We start from the raw sequence: 19,699 nt of genomic DNA, 5'->3' as shown, positions 1-19,699 counted from the left end.
CCGGGGCCCCGCCCGTGGTGGTGCCTCCGGCCGTCCCGCCGGCGCAGCAGCCCGTGCCGCCCGCGCAGCAGGTGCCGCCTCCGGCGCCTCCGGCCGCACCCCCGGCGCCGACCCCGGCGCCCGCCGAGCCGCCCGCGCCCTCGCCGGTGATTCCGGCGCCTCCGGTGATGACGGCGTCGACCCCGGCCGGCGGTGTCCAGCTCCAGCCCGGTGAAGAAGCCAGCCTGCCGATCACCGTGCGCAACGACGGTGGATCGAAGTCCGAGCCCGTGGCGGTCTCGCTGAACCTGCCGAAGGGTGTGCGGGCCGTTCCCGCCGCCGGTGGCGGCGCGATGGGCGTCAACGGCTTCCGGCAGCAGGCGCCCGCTCCGATCGCGGTCAGCTGCCCCGGCGGCACCGGCACGGTGACCTGCCGGACCGGTACCGGCCTCGAACCCGGGCAGTCCGCGGTGCTGACCTTCCGGCTGCTCGCCGATGAAACGGCCGTGGACGGCAGCGTGGTGACCGGTTCGGTGACGGCGGGCGCGCAGATCAAGGTGTCGGTCGCGGTGAAGGTCAAGGTGCCCGCCCCGCCGGACGGCGTCGACCTGAGTGCCGAGGGCGACGGGCTGTCGGCGTTCCCGTGGAACCACCATCCGCTGATGAAGATCCGGGTGAAGAACACGGGCAAGACGACGAAGCCGGTCACGATCACCATCGACCACCGCGTGTTCTACTCCTGGAGCGCGTACGGCATCCGCTGCACCCCGACCGGCGAAGGCGCGTCGTGCACTTCGCGCGGCTCGCTGGCCCCGGGCCGCGAGGTGGGGCTGCTGGTCCGGTTGAAGGGCCGCCCGGCGGAAAACGTCCCGGTGATGGTGAACGCCACCCTCGGCGTCGCCAAGGCGAAGCCGGTCGCGGTCTACTTCGGCTGCTGGCACCACTGGTGTGACGACAACGCGCTGCTTCCGCCGACCACGGTGCCGTCGCTGCCTTCGATCACTTCGAAGCCCTCGGGCACGCCTGAGACGACGAAGCCGGGCCGGCCAGGGTGGCCTTCTCCGTCGAAGAAGCCTTCGCCGTCAGCGACGCCTTCGGAGCCTGCGAAGCAGCAGCCCGCCCCCGCGGAGCCGACCACGACCACGAGCGCGCCGCCGCGGCCGGACAAGACGAAGCCGTCCACTCGCCCCAACGGAGTGGTCGACCGTATTTTCCAGTAGCGTCGCGCGCATGCGGGGGAAGCATCGCGAACTGCTGCGATTCGTCTTGGTCGGGGGCGCGAGTTTCGTCATCACGATGACGATCACCTATGGCCTGAAGTTCACCGTGCTGACCGACAAACCGGTGACCGCGCTGATCATCGGCGTGCTGGTGGCGACCGTTTTTTCGTACGTCGCGAACCGTGAATGGTCCTTTCGCACCCGCGGCGGCCGTGAGCGAGCCCACGAAGCGGCGCTTTTCTTCCTGATCAGCGCGATCGCGCTCGGCCTCAACGCGCTTCCGCAGCTGGTTTCGCGGTACGTGTTCGACCTGGAGCAGCCGCATGTCGGGCTGCTGACCCAGGAGATCGCCGACTTCGTCAGCGGTGTGCTCATCGGGACCCTGCTCGGCACACTGTTCCGCTGGTGGTCGTTCAAGAAGTGGGTCTTCCCGGAGGCCGACGCGCGGCCGCGGCTGCTGCGGGGCGGCGGACCGGAGATTTCCGACATTCCCGACGACTCTGCCGCCTGACCGTCACGCGACAGCAAAGGTCCCTTGCTCTCTTTCCGCAGGTCAGCGGACCGAGTGGCAGCAAAGGTCCCTTGCTCCCCCGGGCGGCCGGGCACACGGGTGGCGTGTTGCGAAAGCCACTTTCGCAACCTTCAACGTTGCGAAAGTGGCTTTCGCAACATCAGCGGCGGCATGGCCGGCGATCAGCCCGCGTCACAGAAACGCCCAAAGCGTCATATAACGCACTGTCCATCCCCTCCCGGCCCATTCGACGGGCGAAGCGAATTAGACTGATCCGGTGACCGTGGTCGAATCCGTCCTTTCGAGGACGCCCGAGCCGTTCCGATCCGTGCTGATCAAGCACCGTGAGCTGTTGAAGTTCGCGATCGTGGGCGGCACGACGTTCCTCGTCGACAACGGCGTCTGGTACCTGCTGAAACTCACCGTGCTGGAGTCGAAGCCGACCACGGCGAAGGCGATCGCGATCATCGTCGCGACGATCGTGTCGTACATCCTGAACCGCGAGTGGTCCTTCCGGACCCGCGGCGGCCGCGAGCGGCATCACGAGGCGGCGCTCTTCTTCGTGATCAGCGGGATCGCCGTGGTGGTCAACCTGATCCCGCTCTACACGTCGCGCTACATCTTCGACCTCGAAGTGCCGCATGTGACGCGGTTCGTCCAGGAGTTCGCCGACTTCACGAGCGGGTCGATCATCGGCATGCTCCTGGCGATGTTCTTCCGCTTCTGGGGCTTCAAGAAGTGGGTCTTCCCGGATGAGCTGGGCAAACGCCGCCGGGACAGCGACGAACCGGACGACGACGTCGTTCCTCTCCGCTAAGTACTTGTCAAACGACATGTGATTGTCTAGGGTCATCCATGTCAACGCTCCTTCACTGATGACGCCGGCCGGGTTCGTACGGTCGAGCGGGACGAATCCGAGGTGATCGCCAAGCGCGAAGAGGACCGCATCCGGTTCGGATGACGGTTGAGCCTTTTCCCGTCTTGGCGGGGATCCGGGGCTGCTTTCGAGCACCGCTCCGCGTCCCTCGCGTTCCCTCGTTTCTTCCAGTGAACGGATCTTTTCTTGAGCACCGCTCTCGGCGCGCCTCCGCGCGCCCGAAACACCCTTGCCCTCGTCGGGCTCTTCGCCGCCGTGTTCCTGGCGATGCTCGACGCCCAGGTCGTCGCGACCGCGCTGCCGCGCATGGTCGGCGAACTCGGCGGCGCGACGTCGTTCGCCTGGGTCACCACCGCCTACCTGCTGGCGGGCAGCGTCAGCGCGCCCGTCTACGGAAAACTCGGTGACCTCTTCGGCCGCAAGCGCGTCGTGCTCGTCGCGATCGCGTTGTTCGTCCTCGGCTCCCTCGCCTGCGCGCTCGCGCCGACGATGCCGCTGCTGATCGCCGCCCGCGTCCTGCAGGGCGTCGGCTCCGGCGGCCTGTTCGTCGCGGTCGCCGCGATCATCGGCGAACTGTTCCCGGGTCGCGAAGGCGCCCGCTACTTCGCCTGGTTCTCGATCTGTTTCGCCGGGTCCTCGCTGGCGGGCCCGGTCGTCGGCGGCGTCCTGACCGACCTCGCCGGCTGGCGATCGATCTTCGGGGTCAACGTGCCGATCGGGGTGGTCGCGTTCGGCATCGTCGCGCGATTCCTGCGGCTCGAACGACGCCGCAAGACCGCGCCGTTCGACTTCGCGGGCATCGTCGTGCTGTCCGGCGCGATCGTCGGCTTGACCCTGGCGACGCCGCTTTCGGCGTCGATCGGCGCCGTACTGCTCGTCGCCTTCCTGGTCATCGAACGCCGGGCGGCCGAACCGGTCATCCCGCTCCGGCTCTTCCGCGCCAGGATGTTCGGCCTGAGCGTCCTGGCCAGTGCGGCGGCCGGGTTCGTCTTCCTGGGCTCGGTCAACTACCTGGCGCTCTTCCTGCAGACCGCGGGCGGCGCCGGACCTTCGGAAGCCGGACTCCTGCTGCTGCCCATGACCCTCGCGGTCGCCGCGTCGTCGATGGTCGCGGGCCGGATCATCGCCAAGACCGGCGCCTACCGCTGGGCGCCGATCCTCAGCATGACCCTCGGCCTCGCCGCCGCCCTCGCCATGTCCACAATGGACGAAACGACGCCGCTGCCGCTCGTCGTCGCCTATCTCGTCCTGTTCGGCGCGGCGGCCGGGCTCAACATGCAGGTGCTTTCCATGGCGGCCCAGCAGGACGTCGCCCGGACCGATCTCGGCGCCGTTTCGGCGACCGTCGGTTTCCTGCGTTCACTCGGCACCACGGCCGGGTTGACCGTCTTCGGCGCGGTGTTCACGCAGGCGTTCACCGACGACAGTCCCGCCGGATACGCGTCCGCGCTCGGCGGCGTGTTCCGGGTCATGGTCCCCGCACTGGCCATCGGACTCGCCGCTTCCCTCTTCCTGCCGCGCGTTTCCTTGCGGCGCAACCACTAAAGGAGTCTTTCGATGATCCTCGTACTCGGTTCCACCGGCAAAATCGGCCGCGAACTCGTTCCCGCCCTGCTGGACAAGGGCGCCCGCGTGCGTGCCCTGACACGCGACCCCGCCCGCGCCAGGATCGACCCGCGTGCCGAGGTCGCCGCCGGCGATCTCGACGCTTTCGATCCCGCGCTGCTCGACGGCGTCGACCGCGTGTTCGTCCTGACCTCCGGGCACGGTTCGGACCCGCTCGCCCAGGAACGCACCGTGCTCAAGGCCGCCGCCGGTGTCGCGCACGTCGTCAAACTCTCCACCACCGGAGTCCACTTCGGACAGACCGACCCGATCTCCCTCGTGCACGCCGAGGCCGAACAGTCCGTGCGCGAAGCCGGGCCGGCCTGGACGATCCTGCGTCCCGGCACCTTCATGGACAACCGGTTCGCGTGGCTGCACGCCGTCCGCGGCGACGGGGTCATCCGCGTCCCCGAGGGCGATCCGTCGTCCGCGCTGGTGCACGCCCGCGACATCGCCGAAGTCGCCGCGACCGTGCTGACCAGCGACGGGCACGCGGGCAGGACGTACCCGATCACCGGCGGCGAAGCGCTCACGACGCGGCGGCAGGTCGAAATCCTCGGCGACGCGCTCGGGCGGCGGCTGACGTACGTCGAAGAGCCCGAAGCCGATTCTCGGGCTCGAATGCTCGGGTACGGCTGGCCCGCTTCCGCGGTCGACGGGATCTTCGAGCTCAAACGGCAGTCCGCCGGGAATGAGGAGATCGTGTTCGACACCGTGCGCGAACTGCTCGACCGGGCGCCGCTGACGTTCGCCGACTGGGCCCGCGAGCACGCCGCCGCCTTCGCCTGACCTGCGGAAAGGGAGCAAGGGACCTTTGCTGTCGCCTGGCTCTTGGGTCCGTGAAGGCCTCCTTCCCTACCTTCAGAGTAGGGAAGGAGGCCTTCACGGTCACGCGTGCAATGAAAGGCTCCTTCCTTGCAAATTTTGCAAGGAAGGAGCCTTTCATTGCATCGGCGGCGAGCGGGAGGTACGGGCGGGAGGGACAGGCGCGAGAGCAAGGGACCTTTGCTACCACCCGCCCGCGACTCCCTTCGCGTACTTGTGACCTAACACTGCGCCGAAAGGGTTAATGGGTTGGGCGTACTCCGGCGATACGCGACACTCATCAGGCGTTTAATTCTCGCCGGTCCGCTGTCCGGACCACGCGTTGTCCACGTCCGGCCCTCTCGCTAACGTGCCGCGTCGGGGAGACAGGGGGAACCAGATGAACGAACGCCTTAGCGTGCTCGTGGTCGACGACCATCCGTTGTTCCGGTTCGGGGTCTGCACGCTGCTCGCCAACGAGCCGCGGATCGACGTGGTCGGCGAGGCCGCGAACGGCGCGCACGCGATCAGCGCGGCGAGCGCCCTCGCGCCCGACGTCGTGGTCATGGATCTGCATCTGCCCGACATCAGCGGCGCCGAAGCGACCCGGCACATCGTCGCCGAACGGCCCGGCGTCGGGGTGCTGATGCTGACGATGGCGGACGAAAGCGAATCGGTTTTCTCCGCGATGCGTGCCGGAGCCCGCGGATATCTGCTCAAAGACGCCGAGCCCGACGAAATCATCCGTGCCGTTCACGCCGTCGCGAGGCGCGAAGCGATCTTCGGGCCCGACATCGCGACGCGGGTTCTCGGCTTCTTCAACCACACTCAGCCGAGTACGGACACGGTGTTCCCGGAACTGACCGTCCGCGAACGAGAGGTCCTTTCGCTCATCGCGGGCGGGCACAGCAACACCGCCATCGCCAGCACCTTGTGTCTCAGCCCGAAGACCGTGCGGAACCATATTTCCAACGTCTTCAGCAAACTCCACGTCGCCGACCGCGCCGAAGCCATCGTGCGCGCCCGCGAAGCCGGGCTGGGTCGTTGAAAAGCGGAATTTGAAAACCCCGATAAGGGCGGCTTTTCGGGCAATGTCGGGACCGGAGTCCCATGCGCCCGGGACACCTCACCCGGCAGGGTGAGCAGTGCGAGGGGTGGGACCCTCGCACCGTTCGAGGGGAATGGGAATCACATGTTCGAACCGAACCGGACGCCAGTGGTCGTCCGCGCCACCGATCCGATTTTGCACAACGGCGTCTGCATGACGCTCCGCTCCCGTGACGATGTCTGGCTGGTGGACGGGGAGACCGCCGACCCGACGATGGTGGCCCTCCTGGTCACCGACCGCCTCGACGAGGCGATGACGCAGCTGCTGTCCGCACTGCATCACCAGGGGTTCACCCGCATCGTGCTCGTCGCGGGTGAAGTCGACGACAACGAAATCCTCAGCGCCATCGAGCACGGCGTCTGCGCGGTCGCCCGCCGTTCCGAGGCGGGCGCCGACGTCCTGGTCCGGCTGATCAAGGCGGCCGCGGCCGGGGAAGGCGCGTTGCCGCCCGACCTGCTCGGCAGGTTGCTGCACCGGGTCTCACGGCTGCAACGCCAGGTGCTGCAGCCGCGCGGCCTGCAATTCGGTGGCATGAGCAGCCGGGAGACCGAGGTGCTCAAACTGGTCGCGTCAGGGTTCTCGACGCAGGAGATCGCCGATCAGCTCTGCTACTCACAGCGCACGGTGAAGAGCATCCTGCACGACGTGACCAACCGGTTCCAGCTCCGGAACCGCTCGCACGCGGTGGCGTACGCACTGCGTGAGGGATTGATCTGACCCCGTGATCACCCAGGTCGACGAGGCGTTGTGCCTGCTCATCGCGCCTCATCTGCCGGAGGGGACGGTGGTCCGGCTGGATCCGCCGAAACCCACCTGGCAGACCGAGACGCGGGTGTCGAGCGTCGATCTGTTCCTCTTCGCCCTGCACGGCGCCGGCCCGGGAACCGGCGCCGTGCGGGCGAAGCGGTGCGAACTGTCCTATTTGGTCACGGCGCGGGCGGACAAGGTCCGGGACGAGCACACCTTGCTCGGCCGGTCGTTGCGGGCGCTGCTCGGGGCCGAGTTCCTCATGGTCGGCGAGCAGCCGTTGCGGATGGCTCTCGGGGAGACCGATCCGACCGGGCTGTGGGTCAGCCTCGGTCTGCCCGCCAGGGCGGCCTTCGTCGTCACGGTCACGGCGGAGTACCGAGACTGAGCAGCGAGGACCGCCGCAGGACCACTCCGCCGATGGACGCCAGCTGCCCGCCGAAGAGTTCGGCCCATTCGGCGGCCGTTCCGGGCGGCCCGCAGTCACCCGCCCGGCCGGCCCACCCCGCGCGGACTTCGAGCCGGTAACCGATCATCCCGGTCAACGTCAGCCCGTTCCGGCTGGCGCCGACCCCGCACCTGCCCCGGTAGAGCCGGCTGTCCGGCGGCTGGAACACCGCGCTCTCCTGGATGAACCGGTGGCCCGCCGCTCCGGTGACGGTCGCGACCGAGGTATCGATCCCGCTGACGAACAGCCCCTTCGAGAGCAGGTCCAGCGCTTCGGCCTCCATCCGTTCCACCACGCCGGGCGGTTTGCGGCACGCGTACAGAGCGCCGTCGAAGGACAACCGCACGGAGATCGCCACCTTGCCGATCTCCAGGGTCGCCGCGGCCACCGGACTCACCGGTGGGCGGTACCGGAACGCCGTCGCACGCACCCCCCGACGGTAGGTCGGCGCACTTCCGCGGCATTGCCCGATCGGGAGATCCTTGGGGAGGTCTTAGCGCGGGACCCGCTCGGCCGGCCAGCGCACTTCGGCCACATCGCCCGGCCGGGGCACCTTCAGGAAGAGACTGAAGACCGCCGGCTGCTTGCTCGACAGCTCCAGCCGTCCCCCGTCGGCCTCGATGAGCGCGCGGGCGAGCGCGAGCCCGACACCGGTCGAGCCGCCACCGGAGAAGCCGCGTTCGAAGATGTGCGGCGCCAGTTCGTCGGGCACGCCCGAGCCGGTGTCGGCGACTTCGATGACGACGGTGCCCTCGGTGTCGCCACGCCGCGCGGCGAGCGTGACCGTACCCGCGCCGTGGCGGAGCGCGTTGTCGAGCAGGACGCCGACGACCTCGCGCAACCGGCCCGGCGTCGCCCTCGCCCTCAGCCCGTCGGTGACCCGGATCCGCAGATGCCTGCCTTCGGCGCGAAGCAGCTGTCGCCACTCTTCGGAGACCTCGGGAAGCACTTCCTGCAGGCTGACCGGCTCCGCGCCGACCTCCCGCGCCGCCCGCGCGGCGGCCAGCAGCTCGTCGAGGGCCTCGGCGAGCCGGTCCGCCTGTTCCTGCGCGGCCTTCGCCTCGTCGACGACGTCCTGGTCGGGGTAGACGGTGAGTGGTTCGAGTCGCAGCTGCAATGCGGTCAACCGGCTCCGCAGCTGGTGGGAGACATCGCCGACGAGCTGGCGTTCCCGCTGGACGAGCTGCGCGAGCGCCGAACCGGACGCGTCGAGCGCTTCGGCGACCATGTCGAGCTCGCCGACGCCGTAGCGCTTGGGATCCGGCCGGAAGTCGCCGCCGCCGAGTTTGACCGCGCGATCCGCGACGTGTCTCAGCGGTTTCGCGAGCCTTCGCGCGGTCACCGTCGCGACCACCGTTCCGGTGCCCACCGACAGCACGACCAGCAACAGCACGAGCAGCGTCACCTGAGTCTGGCGAGTGCGCATCGGCCCGGCGGGCACGGCCAGCTCGACCTCGCCGTGCAACGCGATCGGCGCCCGCTCGGACACCACGTCCGAACCGGGGTCGGAGCCGTACCGCTTCTCGATCTGCCCCTGCGCGCGGACGGTCAGCAAACCGCCCTGCGGGACGGCGACCCGGACGAGGTCGAGGTTGATCGGCTGGCCGACGGCGATCTCGTTGTCCAGTGTCGCCGCGATCCCGCGGGCCGAGGAAGCGAGGTTCTCGCGGTTGAGGTTCTCGACCAGCTGCCAGGCGGTGATCCCCAGCGGGATGCCCAGCACCGCCGCGGTGACCGCGACGGCGAGCAGGATCGCCAGCAGGATGCGACGGCGCATGCTATTCCGCGTTGAAGCGGAAGCCGACGCCGCGGACCGTGGCGATCCGCCGTTCGCCGTCGCCGTTCCCGCCGGGTTTACCCGCTCGACCGGCGGCTTCGTCGGCCGCGATCGCGAGCTTCCGCCTGAGCCACGACATGTGCATGTCGAGGGTCTTCGAGGTCTTCGATTCGAGGTCGTTCCACACCTCGGCGAGGATCTCGTCGCGGCTGACCACCTGGCCCGCGCGGCTCATCAGCACCCGGAGCAGCTCGAACTCCTTGTTCGCCAGCTGCACCTCGTGCAGGTCCACGGTGACCATCCGGGCGCCGAGGTCCATCCGCACTCCCCCGGCTTCGAGCACGTCGGGGGCCCGGCGGCGGAGCAGCGCCCGGATGCGGGCCAGCAGTTCGGCGAGCCGGAACGGCTTGGCGACGTAGTCGTCCGCGCCGGCGTCGAGCCCGACCACGAAATCGACCTCGTCGGTGCGCGCGGTGAGCATCAGCACCGGCACCTCGGTGCCGCTGGCGCGCAGGCGGCGGCACACCTCGAGCCCGTCCATTCCGGGCAGGCCGAGATCGAGGACCAGCAGGTCCACCCGATCGCTCTCGGTCGCGTCGAGAGCGGCGGGACCGTCGCCGACGACACGCACGTCATACCCCTCCCGCTGGAGTGCGCGGGAAAGCGGATCGGCGATGGCCGGGTCGTCCTCGGCGAGTAGCACCATGCTCACCTGGCCAACTCTACGACTGCCGGGCGTGAAAGCATCGTGACCGTGCCTGGCTACGAGAATGATCTGGAACTCGCCACCCGGCTGGCCGACGCCGCCGACGCCATCACCACCGCCCGGTTCCGCGCGCTCGACCTGGCCGTGGAGCGCAAACCCGACCGGACGCCGGTGACCGACGCCGACACCGCCGTCGAAGACGCCATCCGCGCGATCCTCGCCACGGACCGGCCGGAAGACGCGGTCCTCGGCGAGGAACGCGGCGGCACCGCGGCGACCGGCCGCGCCTGGGTGCTCGACCCGATCGACGGGACGAAGAACTTCCTGCGCGGCGTCCCGGTCTGGGCGACGCTGATCGCGCTGGTCGAAGACGGCGACCCCGTCGTGGGCATGATCAGCGCGCCCCTGCTCGGCCGCCGTTGGTGGGCCGCCGCCGGCGACGGTGCCTGGATGAGCGACTCCGCCGGTGAGCGCCGCATCTCGGTGTCGAAGGTCGCGTCCCTCGAAGACGCGTATCTGTCCACAACGGACCTGAACTCGTGGTCGGACTACCACTCACGCGAGAAGTACCTCGACCTCGTCGACGCGTGCTGGGAAAGCCGCGCTTTCGGCGATTTCTGGCACCACTGCCTGGTCGCCGAGGGCGCGCTCGACGTCACCGCGGAATGCATCGTGAACCCGTGGGACGTCGCGGCTGCCCAGGTGCTGGTCACCGAAGCCGGTGGCCGGTTCAGCGACCTCGACGGTGAGGCGCGCTACGACAACGGCTCGGCGCTTTCGACGAACGGCCTGGTCCACGACGAGGTCTTGGCGATCCTGAAGCGCTGAACGCGCGGAGTCACTGCGCCCCGGGCAGCAGGCCGACCGCGCCGCGCGCGACCTGAGACCAGGCGAGGCGGCCGAAGAGGTAGTGGCAGGCGACCTGTTCGCTGGTGAACCGCGCCCAGTCGTACCGGTTGCCCTGCTCACGCCAGAAGACCTCCCAGGCTGGCTCGGCGTCTTCTTCCTCGGTGCGCATGAGGCACCAGGCGTTGTCCGTCTCCGCGCCGACCGAGACCACCTCGGCGGGCACACCCAGCGCGGCCAGCCACCGCAAGATCGTCCCCGTGTTCACCGAACCTCCCCCGTGACGTCCGCCAGGAAGCCCAGCGTGACGAGTTCATCGGCGCCCAGCACCGTGCGAAAGCGCACCCCGCCGCCCGGCTGGCCGAACCATTCGGCGGTCACCGACCGCCAGACCGGCAGCGGCCGGACGACGCGGTAACGCCGGTACGTGGTGACCTGGTCTGGCGGCAGCGAACGCATCGGGAACAGGGTCCCGTCCTCGGCGAACACCCGGCCGTGCTGATCCCCGAAGCGGTCGAGACGAGTGCCGGCTTCGAGCATCGTCGGCGTCGCAGGATCGATGCCGCCCTCGGGAAAGAGCTCGGCGGGCGGCCACAGATAACCGTCTTCTCCGGCGAAGCGCGCCGTCCAGTCCTCTTGGGACGCTCCGCCCCACGGGTCGTGTCCCCTGGTCAACGCCGGCGGGGGCACGACGGCCGGAGTCGTCGGCGATCGCCGGAAGCCGCTGCTGACGTGCGACAACGCGTCCAGATCGTCCAGCACGTCCGCTTCGGGGTGATCCTGCGGGCCGGAACCGCCTTCGGGGAGCGGCAACTGGCGCGCGGGTTTCCCCATCGCGACCGGCAGATGCCCGATGGGGAACATGTGCACGAGGAACAGCGCGATCACGCTCTCCCGTTCGGTCCGCAAAGCCCCCATGGGCGGCGGGGCGACGGGCCTGGGCGGGAACGGCACCCGCAGCGGCGCCATCGCGGGCGGCCACGGCGAAGGCGCGTACGGAGCGCGCGCCCCGTGCGGCGGTGTCGGCGCGTCGTCGTACTGGACGGGCAGCCGGATCGGGCCCGTTCCGGCCTCGCTCGGATCGGTCACCGCACCTCCCCCAAGGAATCGAACCCCACCGGTGACGGGGGAGGCAGCGGACAGGACGCGTTACGACCTTAGCGCCGACCGGCGTTCTCGTCGGCGGATACCCGAAAGCGCATCAAGGCCCGCGCGGGCGGGCGACGTTCGACGAGGGCGAAACCCGCCTTCGTGAACGTGCTCACCGTGCCGTGGTACAGATCCGCTCCCGGCCGCGAAGTCGACCGCGGCCTTCAGCAGGGCGACGGAAACCCCTTGACGACGGCTCTTCCTGCCGATGTAGAAGCACGTCACCGACCAGACCCCGGTCTGGTCGCCAGCCGGGGGTTGTCCAGCCGGGGCGGGACGGCGACCCAGCCGACCGGCTCGTCGTCGGCCAAGGCCAGCAGCCCCAACGGTTTCCCGGCGGTGACCTCGTCGCGCACGTGTGCCTTGCGGCCGTCCTTGCCCGCCTGTTCGAACTCGGGACCGGTCAGCCGGAGAAGGCGCACCAGCAGCCGCCCTGCACTCCGCCGGGCCCGGACAACCGCTCGAAAAGCGGCCAGGTCTCGTCCGTGAGTTCGGCGAACCTCATCCGGCGAGCGCGTTGACCACCCGGGACGGGCTCGGCCTGCCCAGCTTCCCTGCCATCCACTTGCTCGTCGCCACCAGCGCGTCGAGGTCGACACCGGTTTCGACGCCGAGACCGTCGAGCATCCACACGAGGTCTTCGGTGGCGAGGTTCCCGGTGGCCGATTCGGCGTACGGGCAGCCACCGAGCCCACCGGCCGAAGAGTCCACAGTGGACACACCGCAGCGCAGGGCCGCCAGCGTGTTCGCGAGTGCCTGGCCGTAGGTGTCGTGGAAATGGACGGCCAGCCCGTCGACATCGGCGAACTGCCCGATCAGCGCCTCGACCTGGCCCGCGGTGGCGACGCCGATGGTGTCCCCGAGCGAGAGCTGCGAGCAGCCCAGGTCCAGGAGCCGCTTACCCACTCCGGCGACCTGCGAGGCCGGGACGGCGCCCTCCCACGGGTCGCCGAAGCACATCGACACGTAGCCGCGGACGTCGAGACCTTCGGCCCGCGCCCGGGTGACGACCGGCTCGAACATCGCGAACTGGTCGTCCACCGTCGAGTTGAGGTTCTTCTCGGCGAAGGTCTCGGTGGCGCTGGCGAAGATCGCGATCTGCGAGACGCCGGCCTCCAGCGCCCTGTCCAGCCCGCGCTCGTTCGGGACGAGCACCGGATACCGGACGCCCTCGCGCTTTTCGAGCCCGGCCAAGAGCTGCTCGGCGTCGGCCAGCTGCGGCACCCATTTCGGGCTCACGAAACTGGTCGCCTCGAGCGTGGTCAGCCCGGCACCGGCGAGCTTGTCCAGGAATTCGAGTTTGACCTCGACCGGGACGATCGACTTCTCGTTCTGGAGGCCGTCACGCGGACCGACCTCCCAGATCGTCACGCGTTCCGGCAACGCGGCGGCCGACGGGACGCGGTCGGGCAGCCCCAGCTCTCGCGTGCCCATCAACGCCGCCGGTTTCCGCGCGGCGGGGGCCCTTGCGGCGGCAGGGGTTCGGTCTGCTGCGGCGCGCCGGCGGCAGGCGGCGCGAAGTCGTCGTACGGGTTGTCGTTGACTTCGCGGTAGATCACCGTGTGCACGCGCTCGACCTTGGGGATGTCGTCGAACTTCAGCGGTTCGTCCGAAGCGGACTCGATCACCAGCGTGCCGCAGCCGAACACGCGGTCCAGCAGGCCGTGCTCGAACTGGACGCTGTTGATCCGCGACAACGGGATGTCGATCCCGGTCCGCTTGAGCACGCCTTCACGGGCGATCAGCCGATCCGTGGTCACGATGAAATGCGTGGTGCGCCAGCGGACGAACGGAGCGAGGAAGAGCCATACGACGAGACCGAGCCCGACCGCGGCGATCGCGATCTCCGAGATCAGGTCCCACGGGGCCGTCGCCTCCCTCGCGATCACAGCCAGCCAGATGCCCACGCCGAGCGTGACGATCAGCGCGAGGAACGGGAAGATCAGCATCTTGAAATGCGGGTGACTGTGCACCACGACGTGCTCGTTTTCGCTGAGCAAATCGTCCGGATAGGCCACGACGGACGCTCCCAAAAGTATGTTCGGCGCTGGTGAGCTCACCGTACCGGCGAACGGTCCCGGTGGAAGAGGAGACGCCGGAATCGAGACGCACGGATCAGGCCCCGGCCTGCCGGACGTGCACGACGTCGCCGGCGAACACCGTGTACCGCTCACCACCGGGAACGTCGACCTGGAGCTGGCCGGCGGGATCGATGTCGGCGGCACGGCCGGTCAGCGCCGAGCCGTCGGGCAGCTGGACCTCGACATCCTGGCCGAGCGTGGCGCAATGCCGCCGGTAGTCCCCGAGCAGACCGGCCTCGGCCAGCGACCCGCCGGCGAGCCGCCAACGGCGTTCGAGCTCGTCGAAACCGGTGAGCAGCCGCGTGGCGATCTCGGCGCGATCGGTCTCCGTCGCCCCCTGCTCGGCCAGCGAGGTCGCGGGCAGGCCACCGGGCCCGGCCGGAACGTTCTCGCCGAGCGGCAGCACGTTCAGGCCGATGCCGAGGACCACGGTGGTCTCGTCACCGGCGGCGGCCTCCGCCAGGATGCCCGCGCATTTCGCGCGCCCGGGACCGGCCAAGACGTCGTTCGGCCACTTGAGGACGGCGTCGACACCCACACTCGCGGCGACCTCCCGGACCGCGAGACCCGCGACCACGGAAAGTGAACCCAAATTGCTGAACGGAACCCCGTCCGGCCGCAGCAGCACACTGACGTAGAGGCCGGATCCCTTCGGCGAGGACCACTGCCTGGCGCGGCGGCCGACGCCGGCCGTCTGCTCCTCGGCGATCAGCACGGTGCGGTCTTCGGCCCCCTTCGCGGCGGCTTCCCGCAGGTCGGCGTTGGTGGACCCGGTGCTCGCCACGACCTGGATCGCGGCGTACCGGCCGGACAGCGCGGCACTCAGACGCCCGGCGTCGAGCGCTCCCGTCTCACTCATTCGTCCAGAATATGAGAGTCCCCCTAACGTGCAAGGCGTTCGCTCGTTACGCAGAGGTGGTCTCCAATAACCTGGACGGCGTGACCGAGCCCGATTCCGCCCCGAGCGCGCCCGAAAACAGCAAGAAGAAGTCGTGGGCGCACGGCGCGGCGATGCGCGGCCTGGTCGCTCTCCCGCTGGTCGCGGGGCTCGCGACGGCGGGCTGGCTGCTCGCCGGCGGCAACGATCCGGCACCGGCCGACGGCAACCAGCCGGTCCCGGTACCGGCCGCCAAACAGGATCCGGCCACCGTCGGCGGCGGCGCGGGTCCCTCGGTCCTCGAAGTCAGCGCACCGGTCAAGGCCCAAGAGACACCGAAGGGCGTCCGGCCGCTCGAAGAGTGGGCGGCGAAACTGGCCGGGCCGCTCGACATCCCGGCGAAGTCGCTCATCGGCTACGCGAACGGTGAACTGGCGCTGCGCGGCGAGCAGCCGAACTGCCACCTGTCGTGGGTCACCCTGGCCGGAGTCGGCGCGGCGAGCTCGAACCACGGACGCGGCGGCGACAACCCCCTCGGCCTGTCGGCACAGCAGTGGAAGAAGCACGGCGCGTCGATCCCCGGGATCGCGAAACCCGCGCTCACCGACCCCGACTCCGCGTCGGTCGCCGCAGGCCGCGCACTGTGCGCTTCCGGCACCGACCTCGGCGGCGGCAACGGCTGGTGGAAGGCGATCGCCGGCTACCAAGGCGGCAAGGGCAACGAGGCCGAACTGTTCCGCCAGCGGGTCCTGGGCAACGCGCAGCTCTACGCGACCCTGTCCCTCGACCCGGCGCGATCCGGCAGCCCCGCCGTGAAGGCGACGCGGTTCGCCCTCGGCCAGCTGGGCCTCCCGTACGTGTGGGGCGGCAACGGACCGGACGCCGGCGCGGCGGGCTTCGACTGCTCCGGACTGACCAAGGCGTCCTACGACGAAGCCGGAGTCCCGCTCCCGCGGACCGCGGACAGCCAGTTCCGGGCGCTGCCGCAGGTGCCCGGCGAACCGAAACTCGGCGATCTCGTGTTCTACGGCAACCCGGCGACACGGATCCATCACGTCGGGCTGTACCTCGGGAACGGCCTGATGATCAACGCGCCCACCCAGGGCCAGGCGATCCAGATCCACACGTACCACTCGAAGGGCGACGACTACACCGGCGCCGGACGGCCCGCGGCCTGAACCGGCCAAACCGCCCTCTGGCCCCGGCACCGGCGGTTACCTTGGCGCCCATGCGTTCGATCGAGTTCCGCAGGATCTCCGACGTGACAAGGCGATCGGCCAAGGGGAGAACGACAGCCGCGCTCGAGCTGCTGATCGATGGCGTCTCCTTCCTGGAACTGGTGCGCCGGGCCGAACTTCCCGGCGCGCTCGCGGAACAGCGGGAGCGCGCCGAGGAGTTCGCGCCGGAACCCGCACCCTTGCTCGCCGGGGATTACGGCCCCGTGACCAGTTGCTCCGCCGAGCATCTTCTCGGGGAAGCACCGGATGACGTTCCGCACGGCGTCGAAGACGACGAACACCTGCTGCTGGGGTGCTCGTGCGGCATCGTCGAATGCTGGGCGTTGGTGGTGAAGATAGCGACCGACGACGAGACGGTGACTTGGTCGGGGCTTCGCAATACGTACCGGGAATGGAATTACGACGCCATCGGTGTACTGACGTTCTCGCGGCAGCAGTACGAAGAGGCGCTGCACGCCGCCTTCGGTGCTGTGGGCTCATGAGTGTCTTGGGGCATTCTGGCGAGCCCTCTTGGGTGCCGCCACCGCGAACGGTGTGAAGGTCGAGTTTCCTCCGCCGAGCCGAGTGAAGGGGACCTTCACGCGCTGTCGTTGGCGGTTTCGCGTGTTCCGGCGGACGACACGCGCACGCCCGGATTCCGCCGCGAGTCGTCCGCCTGATCACGCGAGTCGTCCGCCTGATCACGCGAGTCGTCCATCGGATCACACGTGTCGTCCATCCAGACACGCGAAATCGCCACCCGCGCACCGACGCCAAGTCACGGTCGGCTCACGGCCGCTCGGCCAGCCACTCGAGCGCGGCCTCCCCGTGGCGAAGAACCGAAATGTGCCCCTCCTCGGGAAAAGTGCGCGACTCGGCCGCGGCGCACTGCCGGGCCAGCCACTCGCCGTGCGCGAGCGGCGCGATCCGGTCCGCGCCGCCGTGCAGGAGCAGCACCGGGGTTTTGACGTCGGACGGCTGGAAGCCCCATGGCGCGACGTACGCGAGATCGTCGTCGATCAGTCCGCCGGGGCCGCCCTCGACCGCGGGGCCGACGACATCGAGGAACCATTTCCAGTCACCGGCAAGGGCCGCGTGGTCCGAGGCGGTGAACATCTCGGCGTCGTATTCGGCCGACGCCTCGTAGTCCGCCTTTGCCTCCCGCCCCGCCAAGGCGGCCGTCAGCGAGCCCACTCCTGCCGCACTCATGCCCGCGAAGTAGTCCAGGCCGTCGGCGTCGTACGGGGCCATGCTCGCGACGGCGACCATCGCCGAGACCCGTTCCGGCAGCAGAGCCGCGCAGGCGAACGCGTGCGGTCCGCCACCGGAATGCCCGAAGACCGCGAACCGCTCGATCCCCAGTGCATCGGCGACCTTCTCGACGTCCGACGCCGCCGACGCGACGTCTCGGCCGGGTCGCGGCGACGAGCCGCCGTAACCGGGCCGGTCGTAGGAGACCCACCTCAGTCCGAACCGCGCTGTGGCCGGGAGCAGCGGGGCAGGCGGGGCGCCGATGTTCGGGGTGCCGTGGTGCCAGAAGACCACCGGGCCGGCTCCGCCGGTGTCGTACGTGTGCAAGGTGGTCCCGTCCCCCAGGTCCACGTCGGACTCGTTCACCATGGCCCGAGCGTAGGGCACCCTGGAACCATGTCCCGCTATCACGAGATCAAGCACCGGGTGGCCACGACCTTCCAGCGCCACGTCGGCAACCCGATCCTCGTCCGCCTGCCGAACCAGCCGGTCCTGGAGACCACCGGCCGCAAGTCCGGGGTGCCCCGGCAGACGCCGCTCGGGGGCCGCAGGGTGGGCCGCTCGTTCTGGATCGTCTCCGAGTTCGGGGAGAAATCGCAGTACGTCCGCAACATCCAGGCCGATCCGCGCGTCCGGGTCCGGCTCAAGGGCCGGTGGCACGCCGGCACGGCGCTCCTGCTCCCCGACGACGACCCCCGCGCCCGGCTGAAGACCCTGCCCACGGTCAACAGCGCCGCCGTGCGGGCGATCGGCACGAACCTCCTCACCATCCGCGTCGATCTCGACGACTGAACGTTTGCCTTGACGCCAAGGGCAAGGTTTACGCTCGGACCATGCGGATCGGCGAGCTCGCCGCGCGCACCGGGACCACCACGCGCGCGCTGCGTTTCTATGAGTCACAAGGGCTTCTCGACGCACGGCGCGCGTCGAACGGCTACCGGGAGTACGACGAGGACGACTACCGCCTGGTGCACGAGATCCTGACCCTGCAAGCGGTCGGGCTCAGCCTCGAGGACACCAGGCCGTTCGTCGAATGCCTGCGCGCCGGGCACGAGACCGGCGACTCGTGCGCCGATTCGATCGAGGTCTACCAACGCAAACTCGCCGAGGTGGACGCCTGTCTTGCCAGGCTCAACGACGTGCGGGACAGCCTGCTGACCAAACTGGCGGGCGCGTTGAAAACGCCGCCGGGACCGTGCGTCGTCGTGCCGCGAACCGAGGAGGCCTGAATGTCCCTTTCCGTCGTCACCGACGAAACCTTCCAAGAACTCGTCCTCGACCAGGACAAGCCCGTCCTGGTGGACTTCTGGGCGCAATGGTGCCCGCCCTGCCACATGATCGCGCCGGTGCTCGCCGAAATCGCCGAGGAGCGTGCCGGCGCACTGCTCATCCGCAAGCTCAACTCCGACGAGAACCCGCTCACGGCAAGGAACTATCAGGTCATGTCCTTGCCGACGCTGATCCTCTTCCGCGGCGGGAGTCCGGTGTGGACGACCGTCGGCGCCCGGCCGAAGGCCAAGTTGCTGGCCGATCTGGACGCCGTTCTGCAGCCCGCCCACTCGTGAGTGGCAGGGACGGTTGAGGGGTAAGGCGAAGGTGGCGTGGCCGGTGCCGGGGGTCGTGAGTGGCGATTCGGGTTCTAACCCGAATCGCCACTCACGAGGCCCATCGCGAACCGGCCGTTAATTGTGTTGCGCGCCGGGCCGTCCATTCGCATCCTTCACCACATGACATCGACCCGCACCTTCCTGTCCCCGTCCTCCGTCGTCCGACGGGTGCGGGTGCAGCAGCAGGCCGGGTCCTGGCGGAGGCCGACACCAGTCCTGCCGTGAGCGCCGCGCTCGTCGCGGGCCTGCTCGCCGGGTATGGCATCGCCATCCCGGTGGGCGCGGTCGCGACCTATCTGGTGGTACTGACAGCACGGGCAGGGCTCAAGATCGGCGCGTACGCCGCCTTGGGAGTCGCCACGGCCGACGGGCTGTACGCCCTGATCGCGGTCCTCGGTGGCGGCAGCCTGATCCCGATCATCGAGCCGATCGCCGAACCGTTGCGCTGGGTTTCGGTGGCGGTGCTGCTCGGGCTGGCCGTCCACATCGGACTCACCGGGATCAGGAACTTCCGCGCCTCCGCCAAAGCCGAGGTGAGCCAGCCGGTCGCGGTCGGCCCGGCGAAGGCGTACGTGAGCCTGCTCGGGATCACGCTGCTGAACCCGACGACGGTGGTCTACTTCGCGGCGCTCGTACTCGGCAGCGAGGACATGGCCGCGGCGAGCGGGGCGGAGCACGTGGTCTTCGTTCTCGCGGCGTTCGCCGCTTCGGCCAGCTGGCAACTGTTCCTCGCGGGCGGCGGAGCCGTCCTCGGCAAGGCGTTGACCGGACGCCGTGGACGGCTGGTGACCGCGCTGGCGTCCAGTGCGCTCATCACCGTGCTCGGCCTCCGTCTCCTTTCGTGATGGCCGGCAATCCAGGACCGTAGTTGTCCGCATCGGTTGCGAGG

Annotated in this window: 25 protein-coding genes and 1 pseudogene; 15 read left to right on the top strand and 11 right to left on the bottom strand. The window is 69.5% G+C overall.

Annotated features, from left to right (window positions below; all coding sequences use genetic code 11):
* From DL991_RS37590 to DL991_RS37555, 8 genes and pseudogenes are all read left to right on the top strand, one after another.
* Nucleotides 1-1,199 (top strand): annotated as a pseudogene (locus tag DL991_RS37590) (DUF11 domain-containing protein); the annotation flags it as partial.
* 10 nt (nucleotides 1,200-1,209) lie between these two features.
* Nucleotides 1,210-1,710, top strand: a complete 501-nt coding sequence (locus DL991_RS37585; RefSeq protein WP_125789041.1) for a GtrA family protein — start codon at nucleotides 1,210-1,212, stop codon at nucleotides 1,708-1,710.
* 277 nt (nucleotides 1,711-1,987) lie between these two features.
* Complete coding sequence (locus tag DL991_RS37580) at nucleotides 1,988-2,527, top strand: GtrA family protein (protein WP_125789040.1); 540 nt, start codon at nucleotides 1,988-1,990, stop codon at nucleotides 2,525-2,527.
* 246 nt (nucleotides 2,528-2,773) lie between these two features.
* Nucleotides 2,774-4,132, top strand: coding sequence for an MDR family MFS transporter (locus DL991_RS37575; protein ID WP_125789039.1), 1,359 nt, complete (start codon nucleotides 2,774-2,776; stop codon nucleotides 4,130-4,132).
* Nucleotides 4,133-4,144: 12 nt separating this feature from the next.
* A complete protein-coding gene (locus DL991_RS37570; RefSeq protein ID WP_125789038.1) occupies nucleotides 4,145-4,981 on the top strand; it encodes an NAD(P)H-binding protein in 837 nt (278 codons plus the stop codon).
* A 415-nt stretch (nucleotides 4,982-5,396) separates the two neighbouring features.
* A complete protein-coding gene (locus tag DL991_RS37565; RefSeq protein ID WP_125789037.1) occupies nucleotides 5,397-6,044 on the top strand; it encodes a response regulator transcription factor in 648 nt (215 codons plus the stop codon).
* Nucleotides 6,045-6,188: 144 nt separating this feature from the next.
* Nucleotides 6,189-6,821, top strand: a complete 633-nt coding sequence (locus tag DL991_RS37560) for a response regulator transcription factor (RefSeq protein ID WP_125789036.1) — start codon at nucleotides 6,189-6,191, stop codon at nucleotides 6,819-6,821.
* Between the two features lie 4 nt (nucleotides 6,822-6,825).
* Nucleotides 6,826-7,239 (top strand): hypothetical protein, encoded by a 414-nt coding sequence (locus DL991_RS37555; RefSeq protein ID WP_125789035.1) that lies wholly within the window; start codon nucleotides 6,826-6,828, stop codon nucleotides 7,237-7,239.
* Here DL991_RS37555 and DL991_RS37550 read toward each other — a convergent pair.
* From DL991_RS37550 to DL991_RS37540, 3 genes are all read right to left on the bottom strand, one after another.
* Complete coding sequence (locus DL991_RS37550) at nucleotides 7,217-7,729, bottom strand: hypothetical protein (RefSeq protein WP_233599218.1); 513 nt, start codon at nucleotides 7,727-7,729, stop codon at nucleotides 7,217-7,219. The genes DL991_RS37555 and DL991_RS37550 overlap by 23 nt on opposite strands.
* Nucleotides 7,730-7,792: 63 nt before the next feature.
* The gene (locus DL991_RS37545) at nucleotides 7,793-9,076 is read right to left on the bottom strand and encodes an ATP-binding protein (RefSeq protein ID WP_125789034.1); all 1,284 of its coding nucleotides are present in this window, start codon (nucleotides 9,074-9,076) and stop codon (nucleotides 7,793-7,795) included.
* A gap of 1 nt (nucleotide 9,077) precedes the next feature.
* Complete coding sequence (locus DL991_RS37540; protein WP_034304815.1) at nucleotides 9,078-9,782, bottom strand: response regulator transcription factor; 705 nt, start codon at nucleotides 9,780-9,782, stop codon at nucleotides 9,078-9,080.
* Nucleotides 9,783-9,824: 42 nt separating this feature from the next.
* Between DL991_RS37540 and hisN the strand changes: the two genes are divergently transcribed.
* On the top strand, nucleotides 9,825-10,610 hold the full coding sequence (gene hisN, locus DL991_RS37535; protein WP_125789033.1) for a histidinol-phosphatase: 786 nt from the start codon (nucleotides 9,825-9,827) through the stop codon (nucleotides 10,608-10,610).
* Nucleotides 10,611-10,620: 10 nt separating this feature from the next.
* Here the strand turns inward: hisN and DL991_RS37530 are convergent, their stop codons facing one another.
* The 6 genes from DL991_RS37530 to DL991_RS37505 all read right to left on the bottom strand — a co-directional run bounded on the left by DL991_RS37530 (nucleotide 10,621) and on the right by DL991_RS37505 (nucleotide 14,717).
* Nucleotides 10,621-10,896, bottom strand: coding sequence for a hypothetical protein (locus DL991_RS37530; protein WP_125789032.1), 276 nt, complete (start codon nucleotides 10,894-10,896; stop codon nucleotides 10,621-10,623).
* Nucleotides 10,893-11,717 (bottom strand): TNT domain-containing protein, encoded by an 825-nt coding sequence (locus tag DL991_RS37525; protein ID WP_125789031.1) that lies wholly within the window; start codon nucleotides 11,715-11,717, stop codon nucleotides 10,893-10,895. Before DL991_RS37525 ends, DL991_RS37530 begins: the two co-directional genes overlap by 4 nt.
* A 281-nt stretch (nucleotides 11,718-11,998) precedes the next feature.
* Nucleotides 11,999-12,199 carry a hypothetical protein gene (locus DL991_RS43615; RefSeq protein WP_233599217.1) on the bottom strand — a complete coding sequence of 67 codons (201 nt, stop codon included), beginning with the start codon at nucleotides 12,197-12,199 and terminating at the stop codon, nucleotides 11,999-12,001.
* A 79-nt stretch (nucleotides 12,200-12,278) separates the two neighbouring features.
* Nucleotides 12,279-13,211: a hydroxymethylglutaryl-CoA lyase gene (locus DL991_RS37515; protein WP_125789030.1), complete on the bottom strand. Its 933-nt coding sequence runs from the start codon at nucleotides 13,209-13,211 to the stop codon at nucleotides 12,279-12,281.
* A complete protein-coding gene (locus tag DL991_RS37510) occupies nucleotides 13,211-13,795 on the bottom strand; it encodes a PH domain-containing protein (RefSeq protein ID WP_125789029.1) in 585 nt (194 codons plus the stop codon). The genes DL991_RS37515 and DL991_RS37510 overlap by 1 nt, the downstream gene beginning before the upstream one ends.
* 97 nt (nucleotides 13,796-13,892) lie before the next feature.
* Nucleotides 13,893-14,717 carry a biotin--[acetyl-CoA-carboxylase] ligase gene (locus tag DL991_RS37505; protein WP_125789028.1) on the bottom strand — a complete coding sequence of 275 codons (825 nt, stop codon included), beginning with the start codon at nucleotides 14,715-14,717 and terminating at the stop codon, nucleotides 13,893-13,895.
* 80 nt (nucleotides 14,718-14,797) lie between these two features.
* Here DL991_RS37505 and DL991_RS37500 point away from each other — a divergent pair, with 80 nt between their 5' ends.
* Together DL991_RS37500 and DL991_RS37495 are read left to right on the top strand one after the other, a co-directional pair.
* Nucleotides 14,798-15,913 carry a C40 family peptidase gene (locus DL991_RS37500; protein ID WP_199754227.1) on the top strand — a complete coding sequence of 372 codons (1,116 nt, stop codon included), beginning with the start codon at nucleotides 14,798-14,800 and terminating at the stop codon, nucleotides 15,911-15,913.
* A 50-nt stretch (nucleotides 15,914-15,963) separates the two neighbouring features.
* Entirely contained in the window at nucleotides 15,964-16,455 is a 492-nt protein-coding gene (locus DL991_RS37495; protein ID WP_125789027.1) for a hypothetical protein, read from the top strand.
* 95 nt (nucleotides 16,456-16,550) lie between these two features.
* Here the strand turns inward: DL991_RS37495 and DL991_RS42770 are convergent, their stop codons facing one another.
* Both DL991_RS42770 and DL991_RS37490 read right to left on the bottom strand, forming a co-directional pair.
* Nucleotides 16,551-16,691: a hypothetical protein gene (locus DL991_RS42770; RefSeq protein ID WP_158634492.1), complete on the bottom strand. Its 141-nt coding sequence runs from the start codon at nucleotides 16,689-16,691 to the stop codon at nucleotides 16,551-16,553.
* Nucleotides 16,692-16,741: 50 nt separating this feature from the next.
* Nucleotides 16,742-17,572, bottom strand: coding sequence for an alpha/beta fold hydrolase (locus DL991_RS37490; RefSeq protein WP_125789026.1), 831 nt, complete (start codon nucleotides 17,570-17,572; stop codon nucleotides 16,742-16,744).
* 27 nt (nucleotides 17,573-17,599) lie between these two features.
* On the opposite strand from DL991_RS37490, the gene DL991_RS37485 reads away from it, so the two are divergent.
* The 4 genes from DL991_RS37485 (at nucleotide 17,600) to DL991_RS37470 (ending at nucleotide 19,655) form a co-directional block, all read left to right on the top strand.
* Nucleotides 17,600-17,995, top strand: a complete 396-nt coding sequence (locus tag DL991_RS37485; protein WP_125789025.1) for a nitroreductase/quinone reductase family protein — start codon at nucleotides 17,600-17,602, stop codon at nucleotides 17,993-17,995.
* 41 nt (nucleotides 17,996-18,036) lie between these two features.
* The gene (locus tag DL991_RS37480) at nucleotides 18,037-18,432 is read left to right on the top strand and encodes a MerR family transcriptional regulator (RefSeq protein ID WP_125789024.1); all 396 of its coding nucleotides are present in this window, start codon (nucleotides 18,037-18,039) and stop codon (nucleotides 18,430-18,432) included.
* The gene (gene trxA / locus DL991_RS37475) at nucleotides 18,433-18,768 is read left to right on the top strand and encodes a thioredoxin (RefSeq protein ID WP_125789023.1); all 336 of its coding nucleotides are present in this window, start codon (nucleotides 18,433-18,435) and stop codon (nucleotides 18,766-18,768) included.
* A 263-nt stretch (nucleotides 18,769-19,031) separates the two neighbouring features.
* The gene (locus tag DL991_RS37470) at nucleotides 19,032-19,655 is read left to right on the top strand and encodes a LysE/ArgO family amino acid transporter (protein ID WP_125789022.1); all 624 of its coding nucleotides are present in this window, start codon (nucleotides 19,032-19,034) and stop codon (nucleotides 19,653-19,655) included.
* Nucleotides 19,656-19,699: the final 44 nt, after the last annotated feature.

It is taken from the genome of Amycolatopsis sp. WAC 01375, assembly GCF_003947325.1.
Taxonomy (GTDB): Bacteria; Actinomycetota; Actinomycetes; order Mycobacteriales; family Pseudonocardiaceae; genus Amycolatopsis.
Note: the sequence above shows the minus strand (reverse complement) of the source record. Positions and strands in the feature narration are given on the sequence as shown.

Excerpts from the sequence above, each read along its gene's own strand:
- DL991_RS37570 (WP_125789038.1), top strand. The coding sequence starts at position 4,145 with ATGATCCTCGTACTCGGTTCCACCGGCAAAATCGGCCGCGAACTCGTT.
- trxA (WP_125789023.1), top strand. The coding sequence starts at position 18,433 with ATGTCCCTTTCCGTCGTCACCGACGAAACCTTCCAAGAACTCGTCCTC.
- DL991_RS42770 (WP_158634492.1), bottom strand. The coding sequence starts at position 16,691 with ATGGACGACACGTGTGATCCGATGGACGACTCGCGTGATCAGGCGGAC.
- DL991_RS37480 (WP_125789024.1), top strand. The coding sequence starts at position 18,037 with ATGCGGATCGGCGAGCTCGCCGCGCGCACCGGGACCACCACGCGCGCG.
- DL991_RS37495 (WP_125789027.1), top strand. The coding sequence starts at position 15,964 with ATGCGTTCGATCGAGTTCCGCAGGATCTCCGACGTGACAAGGCGATCG.
- DL991_RS37560 (WP_125789036.1), top strand. The coding sequence starts at position 6,189 with ATGTTCGAACCGAACCGGACGCCAGTGGTCGTCCGCGCCACCGATCCG.
- DL991_RS37545 (WP_125789034.1), bottom strand. The coding sequence starts at position 9,076 with ATGCGCCGTCGCATCCTGCTGGCGATCCTGCTCGCCGTCGCGGTCACC.
- DL991_RS37505 (WP_125789028.1), bottom strand. The coding sequence starts at position 14,717 with ATGAGTGAGACGGGAGCGCTCGACGCCGGGCGTCTGAGTGCCGCGCTG.
- DL991_RS37490 (WP_125789026.1), bottom strand. The coding sequence starts at position 17,572 with ATGGTGAACGAGTCCGACGTGGACCTGGGGGACGGGACCACCTTGCAC.
- DL991_RS37540 (WP_034304815.1), bottom strand. The coding sequence starts at position 9,782 with ATGGTGCTACTCGCCGAGGACGACCCGGCCATCGCCGATCCGCTTTCC.
- DL991_RS37585 (WP_125789041.1), top strand. The coding sequence starts at position 1,210 with ATGCGGGGGAAGCATCGCGAACTGCTGCGATTCGTCTTGGTCGGGGGC.
- DL991_RS37515 (WP_125789030.1), bottom strand. The coding sequence starts at position 13,211 with ATGGGCACGCGAGAGCTGGGGCTGCCCGACCGCGTCCCGTCGGCCGCC.
- DL991_RS37565 (WP_125789037.1), top strand. The coding sequence starts at position 5,397 with ATGAACGAACGCCTTAGCGTGCTCGTGGTCGACGACCATCCGTTGTTC.
- DL991_RS37485 (WP_125789025.1), top strand. The coding sequence starts at position 17,600 with ATGTCCCGCTATCACGAGATCAAGCACCGGGTGGCCACGACCTTCCAG.